The following is a 16,575-nucleotide window of genomic DNA, read 5'->3' on the forward strand; positions in this document are numbered from 1 at the left end:
AGCCGTAAAGATACCATTTACTCTTATTTTTCCTAAGTGCAATAACTATATTTACCCTATGATACTTGTTACTGGTGGTACGGGATTGGTAGGCGCTCATTTACTATATGAACTGGCGCGTAATGGTGAAGAAATTCGTGCTATTCATCGTGAGAACAGTGATCTGAATAAGGTTCTCGAAGTATTTTCTTTTTATTCTGAAGCTAAGGAAGCAGATCAACTATTTCATCAAATTGAATGGAAAGTAGCAGATCTTAATAATATTCCACAACTTACCGAAGCATTTGTAGACGTTCAGCAAGTATATCACTCGGCAGCCCTGGTATCTTTTGATCCTGCAGATGAGCAGGAATTACGAAAGGTTAATATTGAAGGCACGGCAAATATCGTAAACCTTTGCATTTCCTGTAAAGTGCATAAATTATGTTTTGTTAGTAGTATCGCAGCTTTAGGCAACATTACGAATGCAGACAAAATAGATGAAACCGGTAAATGGAATCCGGAAGGAAAGCACAATGACTATGCTATTTCCAAATATGGAGCAGAGATCGAGGTATGGCGTGGAACTCAGGAAGGTATAAATGTCATTATTGTGAATCCAGCTGTGATCATTGGTCCTGGTTTCTGGAATTCGGGATCTGGCAAAATCTTTAAAAAGATAGATTCCGGTTTATCCTATTATTTCCCCAAGGTAACCGGATTTGTAGGAGTACAGGATGTTGTGAAATCCATGGTTATTCTAATGAATTCTGAAAAGGTGAATGAACAGTATGTACTGGTTTCAGAAAATATTTCATTTAAGCAAGTTTTTGAGTGGGCTGCAAATGCACTGAATAAGACGAAACCTAAACGAAAACTTCAGAAATGGATGATCGCGTTAGGATGGTTCTTTCAAAAGATTGGAAGTATTTTCGGAAGAAAAAGATCTATCACTTATGAAACTATCAATAGTCTGCATGAAGAAAGCTATTACGATAACTCCAAGATCACGCAGGAAATGAATTATCAATTCGAGCCTATGGAAAGTGTTGTTAAACGAACGGCCGGGAATTACAAGAACTAGTTCCGGTCCTCCTCCATGCTCACGGGAGCAATCAAACTATCCCGCTTATCTTCTTTTCTTTTATTGTCAACTTTTAATTTCAGCCTGCTACGTTGTACAGAATCCCTTAATCTTGGAATGGACATGATAGAATCCATCATCTGCAAAGAATCTTTCTGCAACCGCTTAAGGCTATCTTCCCTTTTGATCTCCACTTCCCGCAAAGCATCGTATTTTGATTTCAATATTTTAATTCGACCTCTCACAGAATCGTAGATCCGCTCATAGATTACGTATTGATCGGAGTAATAATTACTGCTTTGTTCGAATTGAAGACTATCAATACCATATTTTTCAAAAACGAACTTGTCTGGTTGTATCCCAGTTTGTTCAAGCTTGAATTTATTATAATTCTTTGCTGCGTGAACCAAAGATAACTCGGTAAGCACATCTACCATCTTCTCTTCCGGAATGAGGTTGTCTGGCTTCTCAGTCTTATCCAGATCCTGACAGGCAATCAGAAAGATGGACAGTGCCAGTAATAATATGTAGGGCTTTCTAGCGATCAAATGTTAGTCTTTCAGCGACTTTCGTAAATGGTTGATGTTTAAAGTTCTTATAAACCAGGTTACCATTCACAAAAGTATGAGTGATACGTGATTTAAAGGTTGTTCCTTCAAACGGAGACCACTGGCATTTCGAATAGATATTATCTGGTTGTACAGCCCATGGTGAGTTAAGATCTAAAAGAACAAGATCTGCTTTGTATCCTTCACGAATAAAACCTCTTTTTTCAATCTGAAAAAGAATTGCCGGATTATGACAGGCTTTTTCCACTATCTTTTCAAGAGATATTTTCCCCTGATGGTGCATTTGGAGTAAAGCAGGTAAAGCATGTTGAACTAATGGCCCGCCACTTGGAGCTTTGGTATATACGTTCTTCTTTTCCTCTTTAGTATGAGGAGCATGATCTGTTGCAAGTACATCCAGATGATTATCCAGCAGCCCCTGCAACAATGCTTCCTGATCCTTTTTAGTTTTTACTGCAGGGTTCCATTTGATCAATGTTCCTTTAGTTGCATAATCCTGGTCGTTAAACCATAAATGATGTATACAAACCTCAGCCGTTATCTTCTTATCCTTTAATTGCTTCTTGCTATTAAATAGAGATAATTCCTTGGCAGTAGACACATGAAAGATGTGTAATCTAGCGCCGGTTTTTTTCGCAAGAGCCACAGCTTTGGAAGATGACTTGTAACAAGCTTCTTCACTTCTAATTTTCGGATGCATTTCAATAGGAATATCATCACCAAATTTTGCCTTGGCTTCTTCCAGGTTTTTCTGAATGGTTTGCTCATCTTCACAATGTACTGCTATAAGTACAGGAGATTTTTTGAAGATCTGTTCCAATACCTTTTCATTATCCACCAGCATGTTTCCTGTAGAAGAGCCCAGGAAAAGTTTTAAAGCAGCAACTTTCTTAGGATCGATTTTTTCGATCTCCGCAAGATTATCATTCGTACCGCCAAACATAAAGGAATAATTCGCATAAGAAGTTTCCTCAGCAATTCTGAATTTATCTTCCAGCAACTCTTCTGTGGTGGCCTGCGGTAAGGTATTTGGCATTTCTATAAAGGTAGTGATACCACCGGCTACGGCAGCCTTCGAACCCGTTTCTATATTTTCTTTATGAGTAAGACCTGGCTCTCTGAAATGTACCTGGTCATCAATTAGCCCAGGTATCAAATAGGTGCCTTCAGCATCATAAATAATTACATCTGGTGATTTTGCACTTATACTCTCTGCAATTTCAACGATGATTCCATTCTCGATGAACACATCCCCTTCAGTGATCTTATTCTCATTTACAATCTTAGCGTTCTTGATTAAAACCTTTTTCATCAGAATTTTTTCCTGTTAAACAGACTTTTCAGCTTCATTTTTATTACCCCAAAAACGGCTTCAGAAATAATGGAGCCGCTCATTTTTGATGTTCCTCGTGTTCTATCTGTAAAGATCACCGGAACCTCTATAATCTTAAATCCTTTTAAATAGGATTTGAATTTCATTTCTATCTGGAAAGCATAACCTACAAACTGTATGCGATCCAGGTTTATTGCTCTTAGAACTTCACTTTTATAACAAACATAACCGGCCGTTGTATCCTGTATATCCATACCAGTGATAAAGCGTACATACCTCGATGCTAACCAGGACATAAGTACACGATTCATTGGCCAGTTGATGACATTAACACCGGTAATATAGCGCGAACCAATGGCGACATCGGCTCCATCTCTCTTACAGGCATTGTAAAGTCTTATAAGATCGTTGGGATTATGCGAGAAATCTGCATCCATTTCAAAGATGAAATCGTAATCTCTCTTCAACGCCCACTTAAATCCGTGAATGTAAGCAGTTCCTAGTCCCTGCTTACCTAATCTTTCTTCAAGGAACAATGTTTCAGGAAATTCAGCCATCAAAGTGCGAACCCTGGTTGCTGTACCGTCTGGAGAATTATCATCCACAACGAGAACGTGAAACTTGCGTCTTTGTGAAAAAACGTTCCTCACAATGCGCTCAATGTTCTCTATTTCATTAAAGGTGGGTATAATAATTATCCCATTTCCCATTCCTAAAACTTTTGCGCAAATGTATGCAAATTAAAACTTCAAATCTTCATGGAAAGCATCTGCAAATAGGGTCAAAATTTTACATTTGTAAAAAAATTAAATGCAGGCGACGGCAAGATTAAGTGAATATCAGGATTGGATCACGATCACTTTCCTTCTATGCTTTGGTTTGCTGGTATTAGCCCGTGTTGCCTTTCCACAACGTTTTGAAGAATTTATATCGCTTCTCAACTCTGGTAAATTTATAGCCTTTAAAGGAAAAGAGAATAAGGCTTTTCATGGTTTTAACATTATATTATTCTCTGTACAGGCTATCGCTGTTTCTTTATTTATCTTTCTGGGTTACAGGTACTTTTTTGAAACAGATCTTCATTCAATCGTGTTGTTCATTCGTATTCTAACAGGTTATACCTGTCTTATTTTATTGAAAGCGGGAGTTGAAAAGATCATTGGTAATATTTTCGACATCGATGATCGTATAGATTATTATATTTTTCAGAAATTAAGCTATCGCAATTTCATATCAATCTTTCTTCTTTTCGCCTGCCTTTTCCTGGTTTACAGTATGGAAGTTACTGGCCTCAGCCTTAGGATCATCGCGCTTGCGGCGATACTTGCAAATGCATTTTCTATGTTTATAATCTATAGAAGAAATCAAAGTGCGCTTAGCGTTAATTGGTTCTATTTTATTTTGTACATTTGCGCTCTCGAAATCGCCCCTTATATTATTTTGTACAAGTTAATTACGATCTAAAAGGAACTTTAAAGAATTGCATATGAAAGTGAAAACAATTTTGGTTTCCCAGCCCGAACCTAAGGTAGAAAATTCTCCTTATTTTGAGCTGGAAGAAAAACAGAAAGTTAAAATTGATTTCATCCCCTTTATTCATGTTGAAGGCGTTCCCAGTAAGGAAGTTAGACAACAAAAAATTGATCTTGCCAACTATACCGCGATCATTTTAACCAGCCGTAATGCTGTAGATCACTTCTTCAGGATTGCCGAGGAAATGAGATTCAAGGTGCCGGACTCCTTAAAATACTTCTGTCTCAGTGAAGCCGTTGCTTATTACTTGCAGAAATATGTGGTCTATCGTAAACGTAAGATCTATGTAGGCAAAAGAACGTTCGCAGAGCTTGCTCCGCTAATTAAAAAATATAAGAACGAAAAGTTCTTACTTCCTTCTTCAGATATGCTGAAGCCAGATGTTCCTAAGACATTAAACAAACTTGGGGTAGAATGGAAAAAAGCAGTTTTTTACCGAACTGTGGTGAGTGACCTTTCAGACTTGAAAGATGTAACTTATGATATTCTTGTATTCTTCAGTCCTAGTGGAATTAAATCTCTTTTTGAAAACTTCCCTGACTTTAAACAGAATAATACACGTATTGCTGTATTTGGAAATACAACTATTAAGGCAGCCAAGGAACATGGTTTAACAGCAGATATCAAAGCTCCTACTCCGGAAACTCCGAGTATGACCATGGCAATTAGCAAATACATCAGCGAAGTGAATAAGAAGTAAATTTGCTTTTACTTTAATACAATAAATAAAAAATCCGGTCTTGCGACCGGATTTTTTGATTTCAACTAACAATTTAAAACTAATCTACAGGAGCTCCCTCCATAATTTCTTCATTTGCATATTCCTCGAACTTGGAGAAATTCTGCTTAAAGAAAGTTGAAAGCTCTTTTGCTTTTTTATCATAAGCCTCTTTATCTGCCCATGTATTTTTTGGATTTAAGACTTCTGCCGGCACCCCTTCACAGGTTTTAGGCATACTCAATCCAAAGATCTGGTGATTTTCAAATTCTACTCCGTCAAGTTTCCCTTCAAGTGCAGAACTTATCATTTCACGAGTATACTTCAATTTCATTCGATTTCCTACGCCATAAGGTCCACCGGTCCAGCCAGTATTTACCAGCCATACGTTAACTCCTGCATCCTTCATCTTACGACTTAGCATTTCTGCATATTTCGTAGGATGTAAAGGCATGAATGGTGCGCCAAAGCAAGCAGAAAAACTTGGTACAGGCTCGTCTACACCCGCTTCAGTACCAGCAACCTTTGCAGTGTAACCGCTTATAAAATGATATGCCGCCTGTCCTGGTGTAAGCTTGCTAATTGGAGGCAATACACCAAAAGCATCTGCCGTTAGGAAAAATATATTCTTAGGATTCTCTCCAATAGAAGGTTCCTGTATATTATCTATATGATATATAGGATAGCTTACCCGCGTATTCTGCGTGATCGAAGTATCGCTAAAATCCACATCGCCGTTGTCATTAAGAATTACATTTTCCAGAATAGCTCCAGGTTTGATCGCATGGTAAATATCTGGTTCATTTTCTTCGGAAAGGTTGATCACTTTTGCATAACATCCACCTTCAAAATTAAAAATAGTGTTCTCCTTTGTCCACCCATGCTCATCATCCCCAATAAGTTTTCTTTCCGGATCGGCTGAAAGTGTTGTCTTCCCTGTTCCGGAAAGTCCGAAGAATATAGCGGTATCGCCATCTTCTCCTACATTTGCAGAACAGTGCATTGGTAGTGTATTGTTGTAAACAGGTAATACAAAGTTAAGTGCTGAGAAGATACCCTTTTTGATCTCCCCTGTATAACCGGTTCCTCCAATTAGCGCGATCTTTTTCTTAAAATTAAGAATGGCAAAATTTTCCTGTCTGGTTCCATCTACAGAAGGATTTGCTTTAAATCCAGGTGCATTTACCACTAGCCAGTCTTCCTGAAAGCTTTCAAGTTCTGAATCATTTACTCTCAGGAACATATTGAAAGCAAACTGGTTTGACCATGGATACTCATTAATCACCCTAATGTTTAAACGATAGTTATCGTCTGCACAAGCGTAGGCATCGCGAGCAAAGATCTCTTTATCTCCAAGGTAATTTGTTACCTTATTATAAAGAGAATCAAATTTTTCCGGATCAAACGGGATGTTAATATCTCCCCACCATACTTTATCTTCTGTGATCTCATCTTTCACAATGAATCTGTCCTTTGGAGATCTTCCTGTAAACTCACCAGTGTTAACAGCAAGCGCTCCAAATGAGCTCTCTACTCCCTGTCCTAGTGCGATAGTTTTCTTCTGAAGTTCCTCTGGAGATAGTTGATAATGTACTCTGGCATTTTTGATCCCGTAATCCTCTAACGAAATCGTTTTCGTAATTTGGGTGTTATCGACCATAAAAAAATCAATTCTGTTGTTTGTTTAGGCGTACAAAAGTAAAAATCTTATGCAGATATAACGATATCGTTAATTAATTTATTTGTTTTTTAACTTTATGAATTTCAGCACTAATAAGAACCAGCCAACAATTAAAAGTCCTCCTCCAACTGGGGTAACTAATGCTATTGCTGAAAAGTCTACTCCTGTAACTGTCGATGTAGATAGTAAATAGATAGATCCGGAAAATAACAGGGTGCCGAATAGGAAAAGATAAAACAACAGTTTGCTATCTTTTTCAGTAATAATGATCCCGAGGATCAACATTAGAAAGGCATGATACATCTGGAATCTAACCCCAGTTTCAAAACTATTTAAAGAAGCTTCAGAAAGTGTTTCTTTCAAACCATGTGCTCCAAAAGCTCCAAGGATCACGGCGATCAATCCAAAAATGGCTCCGGTTACTAAGAATTTCCTGTTTGTCTGCATAGTTTTATATGAGTCAGCTTTTTAATACATTCGTTTGCACTACACAAAACTAACTTAATTTATGCGAGAAATATTAATCGTAGGTGCAGGAAAATCCACCGCTGCACTTATAGACTACCTGCTCGACCGGGCGGTAGAGCAAAATCTAAAATTAAAAATCGGCGATAAGGAACTCGAAAATGCCAAAAATGCCTGCCGGGATCGCAAACATTGCGAAGCCATCGAACTGGATGTTTTCAACAAGGAAAGCAGGGAACCGGCAATTCAGCAGGCAGATCTGGTGATTTCCATGTTGCCCGCAAGATTCCATATTGAGGTCGCCCGTGATTGCGTGAAGTATAACAAGCATATGGTAACGGCTTCCTATATAAGTGATGAAATGCGTGCTCTGGATGAAGAGGTTAAGAAAAAGAACCTTGTTTTTATGAATGAGATCGGCGTGGATCCGGGAATTGACCATATGAGCGCCATGCAGGTTATCGACAGAATAAGAGACAAGGGTGGAAAGATCTTACTTTTTGAATCATTTACCGGCGGACTTGTTGCTCCGGAAAGTGATAACAATCTATGGAACTATAAATTTACCTGGAATCCCAGAAACGTAGTTGTTGCCGGGCAGGGTGGTGTTGCTGAATTTATCCAGGAGGGGAAGTACAAGTATATTCCATACCATAGACTATTTAGAAGGACTGAATTTCTGGAAGTAGAAGGCTACGGAAGATTTGAAGGTTATGCCAACAGGAATTCTCTTAAATATCAGAGCGTCTACGGACTCGAAAATGCACTTACCTTATATAGAGGGACTATAAGAAAAGTAGGCTTCAGTAGAGCATGGAATATGTTCGTGCAACTTGGAATGACCGATGATAGTTTCGAAATGACTAATTCAGAAGAAATGAGTCACCGCGATTTCATCAATTCTTTTCTTCCGTATTCCCCAAGTGATTCCGTAGAACTTAAAACCAGACATAGTCTTAAGATCGATCAGGATGATATTATGTGGGACAAGCTTATAGAACTTGATCTATTTAATTCAGAAAAAAAGATCGGGATCAAAAATGCTACTCCGGCGCAAGCGCTTCAAAAGATTTTGATGGATAAATGGACGCTGGCTGAAGATGACAAGGATATGATCGTTATGTACCATAAATTCGGTTACGAGCTAGATGGCGAAAAGAAGCAAATTGATTCTACGATGGTTCATATTGGAGAGGATCAGTCCAGAACAGCCATGTCTAAAACTGTGGGATTACCAGTAGCCATTTCAGCATTGATGATCCTGAACGGAGAAATAAAAACTCCAGGTGTTCAGTTACCAATTCGCAAGGAGGTCTATGAGCCTATTCTGAAAGAACTTGAAGGTCATGATATCATTTTTAAAGAAAAAGAGACAGAATATCTAGGATACAACCCATTTGGTGAAGTAGGTAATTAAAATTGAAAAGCATTTTTGCTATTTTAGCTTAACGACCAAAAATTATCCTCATGAAGATTGTAAACGATAGTGTTGAGTTAGATGGGATCGACAAGACCATTCTTAACTATCTAATGAAAGATGCCAAAAAACCGATCCTGGAGATCGCCAAGAATATTGGTATTACTGGCGCAGCTGTACACCAGCGTTTGAGAAAATTAGAAAAATCTGGTTTGATCGAAGGCTCTAAAATGATGCTGGATGCCAGGTTGCTAGGTTATAAAACCATGGCTTTTGTAGGGGTTTACCTGGATAAAGCTGTAAGTAACCCACAGGCCGTGAAACAACTTAGTGAAATTCCTGAGGTTATCGAATGTCACTACACAACGGGAAACTGGTCAATTTTTCTTAAGATCTTATGTCGTGATAACGAACATCTAATGGTAGTACTGAATAAGAACATACAGGCGATAGACGGTGTGTCCAGAACAGAAACTTTTATAAGTCTCAATCAACAAATAGACCGGCAAATAAAGATATAATGAAAAAAGGCTGTTAGTGTTCTAACAGCCTTTTCTATTATTCTGAAGTTTAAAATTAATCTCTACCCATAAATATTCCAACGAAGTATAATAGTGTAGCCAGTGATCCTACTGCAGCTACCACATAAGTTCTAGCCGCCCATTTCAGCGAATCTTCTGCTGCATCATGTTCCGCAGGAGTCAGCATATTTTCAGTTTCCAGCCATACCAAAGCTCTTTTACTGGCATCATACTCTACTGGCAAGGTGATAAAACTGAACAAGGTTCCCATTGCAAACATAATGATCCCTACAAGTAGCACTGTTTGCCCTACTCCTACGCTCACCATACTCATTAATATAAGTCCGCCAAAGATCGCCCATTGGGAAAACTTGGAAGCGATACTTACCACTGGAACCAATTTACTTCTCATTTGCAACCAGCTGTAAGCTTTAGCATGCTGAACTGCGTGACCGCATTCGTGAGCAGCAACTGCCGCTGCCGCAGCATTACGTTGAGAGTAAACTCCCTCACTCAGGTTTACGGTTTTTTTAGACGGATTGTAATGATCTGAAAGCATTCCTGGAGTAGAAATCACTTTTACATCATTAATCCCGTGGTCCCGCAACATTTTTTCAGCGATCTCCTTACCGCTCATTCCATTTTGAAGGTGCACTTTGGAATACTCCTTAAATTTGCTCTTTAGTTTATTGCTCACAAACATGCTCACTAAGAATATGAGCCCGGCAATTATATAATATCCCATCATAGGTCCTAATATTTTAAGTTTTAGTAACGATCCAAATATATCAAAAACCCCGCCAGCAGAATTGGCTGTCAGTCGATTATTAAAAGGCCAATGAGTTAATTTATTCTAAATGCTTCCCAATCATTTTCAAAAAGGGCTCTTTATATTTCACAAATTCAGATATTAGCTATATTTGCAACGGTTCATAAAAAACAGCTATGCAATACAAGAGAATACTTTTAAAACTATCTGGAGAAGCTTTAATGGGAAAGCGCCAATATGGCATCGATCCCGAACGCCTGGCAGAATATGCTGCGGAAATTAAAACAGTAGTAGAAGAAGGTGTTGAGCTTGCTATTGTGATTGGCGGTGGAAACATTTTTAGAGGTGTTGCCGGTGCCAGTAAAGGAATGGATCGAGTACAGGGTGATCATATGGGAATGCTGGCCACCGTAATTAATGGTCTGGCTTTGCAGAGTGCACTTGAAGATGCAGATATTCAAACCAGATTACAGTCGGCTATCAAGATCAATGAAGTTGCAGAACCCTTTATAAGAAGAAAAGCTATCAGACACCTGGAAAAAGGTCGTGTAGTAATTTTTGGTGGGGGTACTGGTAACCCATACTTCACTACAGATTCTGCAGCAGTATTAAGAGCTATTGAAATAAAAGCAGATGTAATTCTTAAGGGTACCAGAGTAGATGGGATTTATACTTCAGACCCGGAAAAGGACAAAAGCGCTACAAAATTTGATTTTATTTCTTTCGAGGATGTCTTGAAGAAAGGATTGAAAGTAATGGATACAACGGCATTCACCTTGAGCCAGGAAAACGAATTACCTATTATTGTATTCGATATGAACAAACCGGGGAACTTACTAAAAGTTACAACTGGAGAGCCTGTAGGAACAAAAGTGAATTTATAATTAAATAGAAAACGATATTAGAAATGGACGAGGTTGAATTTATTTTAGAAGAAGCAAAAGAAGCAATGGAGAACGCCATTGTGCATCTTAAAAAACAACTTTCAAATATACGCGCCGGTAAAGCGACTCCAAGCATGCTTGGAAGTGTAATGGTTGATTATTATGGAGCAAAAACGCCTTTGCAACAGGTAGCAAATGTGAACACACCAGATGCGCGAACACTATCAATTCAGCCTTTCGAAAAGAGTATGATCCAGGAAATTGAAAAAGGGATCATGGTTGCAAATCTTGGGTTTAATCCAATGAACAATGGTGAGAGCGTAATTATTAACGTACCGCCACTTACCGAGGAGCGTCGTATTCAATTGTCCAAGCAGGCAAAAGCTGAAGCCGAAGATTCCAAAATTGGAGTTAGAAATGATCGTAAGCATGCAATGCAGGAACTTAAAAAAACTGATATCTCTGAAGATGCTTTAAAAGCTTCCGAAGATGAAGTTCAGGAACTTACCAATGAATATATCGCCAAGATCGAAAGTATCCTGGTGGTGAAGGAAAAAGAGATCATGACGGTTTAATGATCAGATATTCAAAATTTTATGCCGGTTCGGGTCTGGAGAAAAACAGATTTGAACCGGCATTTTTATTTCTGAACAAATTCATTTTAAGATAATGTCGAAGCTAGTATGCCTGTTTTTACTTATCACTACTTTAAGCTTCGCCCAGTCTAAGGTGAATGGCCGTGTTATAGATGCAGAAACCAGTGAACCACTTGCCTATGCCAGGATCACCTTTAAAAATGGCACAGTATTAACCAATATTGACGGGAGCTTTGAATTACTTGTTGGAAAAGAAGTCGATGAAGTAAGGATAAGTTATGTTGGCTATGAAACAATAAGTACCCGTATTAATCAAGACACAAAGTATTTACAGATCAAATTAAGCGCCGTTCGGGAGAGACTGCAAACTGTAGAACTTTCCAATGCACCTAATCCTGCCGACAGTCTTATTTCTAAAGCGATTTCGCGAAAAGAACTAAATGATCCCGAGGAGGTCTTACCGGGTTTCAAATATAAAAGTTATTCCAAGTTTATTGTAGACAACGAAGGTGGTGGAATTCTGCTTTATGCCGATAGTACTTCAGCAGCAATGAAGACTATTGTAAATGAGGGGCGCGGATATCTTTCAGAAAAAGTGGCCAGTCACAGTTATGATGGGAATGGAGATACTTCAGAAGAAGTACTTGGTGTAAGAACTGCTGGATTTAAAAAACCGGTTTATAATGTTCTCACTATGGGCGTCAATCCGTTTTCTCTATATAAGAACGATTACAGTCTCTACAAAACAGATTATGCAGGACCATTGGGAAAAGCAGCTTTTAAGAACTATGATTATAAGATTCTGGATACGACTCGAACCTCAAGACCTGCTTATGTGATCTACTTCAGTCCAAAGCGTGAAGAGATTGTAGCTGGCCTGGAAGGAATTCTCTATTTAGATACAGAAACTCTGGCTATTCAGAAGGCAAAAGCGCAACTTTTGGGTTCGGTAAAACTGGAAGTTGACTATGAATATCAATATTTCCCTGATCATGCCGTCTGGTTTCCGAAGCTACAAACGACTACAATAAGAGCAGGTTCGGGAGGAAAAGAAATAGCAGTTTTTGGCGGTACGGTTGGAATTGGAACTGTTCAGCAAAACCCTGGCATACTTGGCAGACTCCTGGGTGCAGATGAAATAAACGGGGATCTTTACCTAAATTCAACCGTAATACACTATGATTTTGACCTGCAGCCACAGACAAAAGTTAAAGTTAGTCAAGCTGAGATCAGGATCGATCCAGACGCTATAGACAGAACACAAAGTTTCTGGAAACAGAACAGAAAGGTGCAATTCGATGATCGCGATGAAGCTACTGAAAAGAAAGTAGACAGTCTTATAAAGTCTCAGAATATAGAACGTAAGATTCAGGTGAAACAAGCCATCACTTCTGGCTCTTACCCTTTAGGTTTCTGGGATATGGACCTTGGAAAGATCTTCAAGTTTAGTAATTATGAAGGCATAAGGCTTGGATTTGGAGGAAAGACAAACGATCAATTTTCACAGAATTTTAATCTGAACTCTTACCTGACTTATGGTTTTAAAGATGAAGTCTTTAAATATGGTTTGGGTAGCCAGATCTACCTTAATAAGAGAAATCATACGTACCTGAACTTCGGTTTCTCAAGAGATATTGATGAAATTGCTTCCGTAGATTACCTTAAAGGGAGAAATACTTTTTCTATTCTGGAACCTAGGTTCGTAAACACCAATAATTATTACAATATCAGGACTTTTGCCGTTGGGCTTGAGCATAAGATCACACCAAGGCTGGATACGCAGTTGCGATTTTCAAGAGAGGAAATATGGCAGATTAAAAATTACAATTATAACAATAACAATCAGTTGTACAGCGATTATGATCTTCATTTTATTAAAGCGGGATTCCTATGGCAACCATTTTCAAAATATCTAAGAACTCCGCAAGGTGATGTTTTACTAGAGAAAAAATTCCCTCAATTTACCGGTCAGTTAGAACAGTCCATGGAAATCCTGGAAGGCGATTTCAACTTTACTAGAATTGGAATCAAGGCAGAGCATGAGATCTTAAGGCTCGATCAATCAAGAACCGAATTTATACTGGAAGGTAATTATGCTGTAGGAGATCTACCTTTAACACATGCTTTCCACTCCTACCCTAATAATCCTAACAGATCCAGGATTTCTCAAAGAATTTCAGTTGCTGGTCGTAACAGTTTTGAAACCATGTATTTCAATGAATTTTATTCAGACAGGCAGGTAATGCTGCATATGAGGCACCAATTAAGACCGTTTATTATAAGTAAAAATTTTCGACCAGAACTTGTTTTCATTTCAAGGCATGCCATTGGTGATTTCACAGATATTGCTAAGCATGAAGGCATCAGTTTCAATACTCTTGAAAATGGATTTTCTGAAGCAGGACTGGAGTTAAATAAATTATTTGGCGGCTTTGGTCTTAGTACAGCCTATAGATATGGAGCATATCATCTACCTACTTTCAAAGAGAATTTCTCTCTCAAATTCACTTTACAGGTACAGTTATAGCTCAAACCTCGATTAATACATTAATTACAAAGTATTTAAATAGGGTTTTTTTACCTTTGCGCCGCTAATAGAAAGCCATGCAAAAGATCTTTAGCTTTGGATTCTGGAATTCCATCGCACGCCTTATTTTACGAAACCGAATTGTGATCATTGTTCTTATATTGATCGCAACCTACCTTCTTTCCACGCAATGGAAAAACATGCAATTTTCGTATACTGAGGCTAATTTAATGCCAGACGATCACGAGGTGAACGTGAGTTATAACGACTTCCTGGAAAAGTTTGGTGAAGAGGGAAATCTTATCCTGTTAGGAGTACAGGATTCTGCCTTGTTTACTCCTGAAAAGTTTAAAGCCTGGAATAAACTTACAGATACGCTACTTACTTATCCTGAAGTTGACCAGATCATTTCTCCGGCCAGCCTTCAGGAACTTAAAAAGTTTGAAGATCCCAAAAGATTTGAAATGGTACCAGTGCTACCGGAAGAAGATCTGGATAGTGAAGTACTTGTGACTTTCGAAAACAAACTTTTTACGGCTCTGCCTTTCTATGAGAACCTGGTGTATAGTTCACATTCCAATACTATACAATCTGCTTTGTATCTTAATAAAGAACTGGTAAACACTAAAGCCAGAAAGATCTTTGTACTGGAAGAACTGGAACCTCTTATCGCTGAATTTGAAGAGCAGCAGGGCATCGATGTCAGGGTTTCGGGAATGCCTTATATACGAACCTTGAATGCACAAAACATAGTCGATGAAATTGGACTTTTTATTGTCGCAGCCTTGCTGGTCACTTCCATAATATTTTTCTTTTTCTTTCGATCCATACGAGCCACCATTATTTCCATGGTTACGGTTTGTATTGGAGTTATGTGGGCCTTTGGTTTTATAGGACTTCTGCATTATGAGATTACGATCCTAACGGCACTTATTCCTCCACTTATTATCGTAATAGGTATTCCAAACTGTATTTTCCTAATCAACAAATATCAGCAGGAGATCAAAAAACATGGAAACCAGGCAAAGTCGTTGCAACGAGTGATCACCAAAGTTGGTAATGCTACATTGATGACCAATGTAACTACCGCATCTGGTTTTGCAACTTTCATTTTAACCGATAGTCAGCTTTTAAGAGAGTTTGGTGTGGTGGCATCTATCAACATCCTGGCAATCTTTGTTTTAAGTTTATTGATCATTCCGGTTATATACTCCTACTTGAAACCACCGCGAGACAGGCACTTAAAACATCTTAACACAAGATGGATTGGCGGCTTTGTTGACTGGATGGAAAATATGGTAAGAAACCATAGAATTGCTATTTATATATCTTCTCTGGGGCTTCTAATTCTTAGTATCATTGGAATTTACACCATTAAGGTTTCAGGAAGTATTCTTGAGGATATGCCTCAGGAAACCCAATTCTATAAAGATGTAAAATTCTTTGAACGGGAATTTGATGGAGTGATGCCTTTGGAAATCATGATCGATACCAAAAGACCGAAGGGCGTATTAAAGCTTTCTACTTTAAAACGGATGAATGATCTTGAAAGTAAGATCGAAGAGATTCCGGAATTAAGCAAGCCATTATCAATCAACCGACTCGTAAAATACAGCAAGCAGGCGTATTATAACGGGAACCCGAAATATTACCAGTTACCAACATCACAGGAGCAAAACTTTATAATGCCCTATGCAAAAGGTCTTTCTTCTTCTGAAGGAATTATGCAGAGCTACGTGGATTCTACTGGACAATATGCTCGAATTACTACCTTCATGAAGGATGTGGGAACCGAGAAAATGGAGGAGATCGAAAATGACCTTTTACCAGAAATAGAAAAGATCTTTCCATCTGAAAGATATGAGGTTTCACTTACCGGAAAGGCGCTGCTTTTTCAGAAAGGAACAAGTTACCTGGTTAGAAATTTAATAATTTCATTAGGACTCGCTATACTTCTTATTGCAGGTTTAATGGCCTGGATGTTTAGAAGTTTCAGGATGATTTTGATCTCTCTGGTACCAAACTTACTTCCTTTGATCGTTACTGCGGGAGTAATGGGCTTTCTTGGAGTTCCTATTAAACCCTCAACGATCCTGGTTTTTAGTATTGCTTTCGGAATTTCAGTTGATGACACTATTCATTTTCTGGCAAAATACAGGCAGGAATTAAAAGCCAATAACTGGAAGATCAAGCGCTCCGTTTATGCCGCACTAAGAGAAACCGGCGTAAGTATGTTCTATACGTCCATCGTTCTCTTCTTTGGATTTTCAGTATTCATGATCAGCAGTTTTGGAGGAACGGTTGCCCTTGGCGGACTGGTTTCGGCCACTCTGCTGTTTGCTATGTTGTCGAACTTACTATTGCTACCATCACTTCTGCTTTCACTGGAAAGAAGTATTGCTAATAAGGAAACTTTAAAGGAACCGGCGATGCGTATTTTTGAGACCGAAGAAGAGGAGGCAAATCGAGATCAGCAAAACAATTAAATTAATATATAAA

15 protein-coding genes are annotated in these 16,575 nt (G+C 38.5%); 9 read left to right on the top strand and 6 right to left on the bottom strand.

The genetic code is table 11. From position 1 onward, the window contains the following. The first annotated feature begins 58 nt into the window (after positions 1–58). On the top strand, positions 59–1,063 hold the full coding sequence (locus ACNKXS_RS02245; protein ID WP_417919447.1) for an NAD-dependent epimerase/dehydratase family protein: 1,005 nt from the start codon (positions 59–61) through the stop codon (positions 1,061–1,063). Here ACNKXS_RS02245 and ACNKXS_RS02250 read toward each other — a convergent pair. The 3 genes from ACNKXS_RS02250 to ACNKXS_RS02260 are packed head-to-tail and all read right to left on the bottom strand — an operon-like array spanning position 1,060 to position 3,675. Next, positions 1,060–1,611, bottom strand: a complete 552-nt coding sequence (locus ACNKXS_RS02250; RefSeq protein ID WP_417919448.1) for a DUF4296 domain-containing protein — start codon at positions 1,609–1,611, stop codon at positions 1,060–1,062. The two genes, ACNKXS_RS02245 and ACNKXS_RS02250, sit on opposite strands and share 4 nt — an antisense overlap. Next, entirely contained in the window at positions 1,601–2,944 is a 1,344-nt protein-coding gene (locus ACNKXS_RS02255; protein WP_417919449.1) for a dihydroorotase, read from the bottom strand. The genes ACNKXS_RS02250 and ACNKXS_RS02255 overlap by 11 nt, the downstream gene beginning before the upstream one ends. Further along, the gene (locus ACNKXS_RS02260; protein WP_322301194.1) at positions 2,944–3,675 is read right to left on the bottom strand and encodes a polyprenol monophosphomannose synthase; all 732 of its coding nucleotides are present in this window, start codon (positions 3,673–3,675) and stop codon (positions 2,944–2,946) included. Before ACNKXS_RS02260 ends, ACNKXS_RS02255 begins: the two co-directional genes overlap by 1 nt. Before the next feature lie 100 nt (positions 3,676–3,775). Between ACNKXS_RS02260 and ACNKXS_RS02265 the strand changes: the two genes are divergently transcribed. Then, positions 3,776–4,429 carry a DUF4271 domain-containing protein gene (locus tag ACNKXS_RS02265; protein WP_417919450.1) on the top strand — a complete coding sequence of 218 codons (654 nt, stop codon included), beginning with the start codon at positions 3,776–3,778 and terminating at the stop codon, positions 4,427–4,429. 22 nt (positions 4,430–4,451) lie between these two features. Continuing rightward, positions 4,452–5,198: a uroporphyrinogen-III synthase gene (locus tag ACNKXS_RS02270; protein WP_295180250.1), complete on the top strand. Its 747-nt coding sequence runs from the start codon at positions 4,452–4,454 to the stop codon at positions 5,196–5,198. A gap of 79 nt (positions 5,199–5,277) precedes the next feature. Here the strand turns inward: ACNKXS_RS02270 and pckA are convergent, their stop codons facing one another. Further along, positions 5,278–6,876 (bottom strand): phosphoenolpyruvate carboxykinase (ATP), encoded by a 1,599-nt coding sequence (pckA, locus tag ACNKXS_RS02275; protein WP_417919451.1) that lies wholly within the window; start codon positions 6,874–6,876, stop codon positions 5,278–5,280. A 78-nt stretch (positions 6,877–6,954) separates the two neighbouring features. Beyond that, positions 6,955–7,344: a DUF423 domain-containing protein gene (locus ACNKXS_RS02280; RefSeq protein WP_417919452.1), complete on the bottom strand. Its 390-nt coding sequence runs from the start codon at positions 7,342–7,344 to the stop codon at positions 6,955–6,957. A gap of 61 nt (positions 7,345–7,405) precedes the next feature. Between ACNKXS_RS02280 and ACNKXS_RS02285 the strand changes: the two genes are divergently transcribed. Continuing rightward, on the top strand, positions 7,406–8,779 hold the full coding sequence (locus ACNKXS_RS02285) for a saccharopine dehydrogenase family protein (protein WP_417919453.1): 1,374 nt from the start codon (positions 7,406–7,408) through the stop codon (positions 8,777–8,779). A gap of 50 nt (positions 8,780–8,829) precedes the next feature. Next, complete coding sequence (locus tag ACNKXS_RS02290) at positions 8,830–9,300, top strand: Lrp/AsnC family transcriptional regulator (protein ID WP_026914065.1); 471 nt, start codon at positions 8,830–8,832, stop codon at positions 9,298–9,300. Positions 9,301–9,355: 55 nt separating this feature from the next. On the opposite strand, the gene ACNKXS_RS02295 is transcribed toward ACNKXS_RS02290, so the two are convergent. After that, on the bottom strand, positions 9,356–10,048 hold the full coding sequence (locus ACNKXS_RS02295) for a zinc metallopeptidase (protein ID WP_417919454.1): 693 nt from the start codon (positions 10,046–10,048) through the stop codon (positions 9,356–9,358). Positions 10,049–10,245: 197 nt separating this feature from the next. Between ACNKXS_RS02295 and pyrH the strand changes: the two genes are divergently transcribed. From pyrH to ACNKXS_RS02315, 4 genes are all read left to right on the top strand, one after another. Next, positions 10,246–10,953, top strand: coding sequence for a UMP kinase (gene pyrH / locus ACNKXS_RS02300; protein WP_295180255.1), 708 nt, complete (start codon positions 10,246–10,248; stop codon positions 10,951–10,953). 23 nt (positions 10,954–10,976) lie between these two features. Further along, positions 10,977–11,528, top strand: a complete 552-nt coding sequence (frr, locus tag ACNKXS_RS02305; protein ID WP_141878899.1) for a ribosome recycling factor — start codon at positions 10,977–10,979, stop codon at positions 11,526–11,528. A 94-nt stretch (positions 11,529–11,622) separates the two neighbouring features. Further along, positions 11,623–14,076, top strand: coding sequence for a DUF5686 family protein (locus ACNKXS_RS02310; protein ID WP_417919455.1), 2,454 nt, complete (start codon positions 11,623–11,625; stop codon positions 14,074–14,076). A 77-nt stretch (positions 14,077–14,153) separates the two neighbouring features. Next, the gene (locus ACNKXS_RS02315) at positions 14,154–16,562 is read left to right on the top strand and encodes an efflux RND transporter permease subunit (protein ID WP_417919456.1); all 2,409 of its coding nucleotides are present in this window, start codon (positions 14,154–14,156) and stop codon (positions 16,560–16,562) included. Positions 16,563–16,575 lie beyond the last annotated feature (13 nt).

The organism is Christiangramia marina, from assembly GCF_048285865.1.
GTDB classification, from domain to species: domain Bacteria; phylum Bacteroidota; class Bacteroidia; order Flavobacteriales; family Flavobacteriaceae; genus Christiangramia; species Christiangramia marina.

Coding starts and splice junctions, on each gene's coding strand:
- ACNKXS_RS02245 (WP_417919447.1), top strand. CDS start 59: ATGATACTTGTTACTGGTGGTACGGGATTGGTAGGCGCTCATTTACTA.
- ACNKXS_RS02255 (WP_417919449.1), bottom strand. CDS start 2,944: ATGAAAAAGGTTTTAATCAAGAACGCTAAGATTGTAAATGAGAATAAG.
- ACNKXS_RS02260 (WP_322301194.1), bottom strand. CDS start 3,675: ATGGGAAATGGGATAATTATTATACCCACCTTTAATGAAATAGAGAAC.
- ACNKXS_RS02265 (WP_417919450.1), top strand. CDS start 3,776: ATGCAGGCGACGGCAAGATTAAGTGAATATCAGGATTGGATCACGATC.
- ACNKXS_RS02270 (WP_295180250.1), top strand. CDS start 4,452: ATGAAAGTGAAAACAATTTTGGTTTCCCAGCCCGAACCTAAGGTAGAA.
- pckA (WP_417919451.1), bottom strand. CDS start 6,876: ATGGTCGATAACACCCAAATTACGAAAACGATTTCGTTAGAGGATTAC.
- ACNKXS_RS02280 (WP_417919452.1), bottom strand. CDS start 7,344: ATGCAGACAAACAGGAAATTCTTAGTAACCGGAGCCATTTTTGGATTG.
- ACNKXS_RS02285 (WP_417919453.1), top strand. CDS start 7,406: ATGCGAGAAATATTAATCGTAGGTGCAGGAAAATCCACCGCTGCACTT.
- ACNKXS_RS02290 (WP_026914065.1), top strand. CDS start 8,830: ATGAAGATTGTAAACGATAGTGTTGAGTTAGATGGGATCGACAAGACC.
- ACNKXS_RS02295 (WP_417919454.1), bottom strand. CDS start 10,048: ATGATGGGATATTATATAATTGCCGGGCTCATATTCTTAGTGAGCATG.
- pyrH (WP_295180255.1), top strand. CDS start 10,246: ATGCAATACAAGAGAATACTTTTAAAACTATCTGGAGAAGCTTTAATG.
- frr (WP_141878899.1), top strand. CDS start 10,977: ATGGACGAGGTTGAATTTATTTTAGAAGAAGCAAAAGAAGCAATGGAG.
- ACNKXS_RS02310 (WP_417919455.1), top strand. CDS start 11,623: ATGTCGAAGCTAGTATGCCTGTTTTTACTTATCACTACTTTAAGCTTC.
- ACNKXS_RS02315 (WP_417919456.1), top strand. CDS start 14,154: ATGCAAAAGATCTTTAGCTTTGGATTCTGGAATTCCATCGCACGCCTT.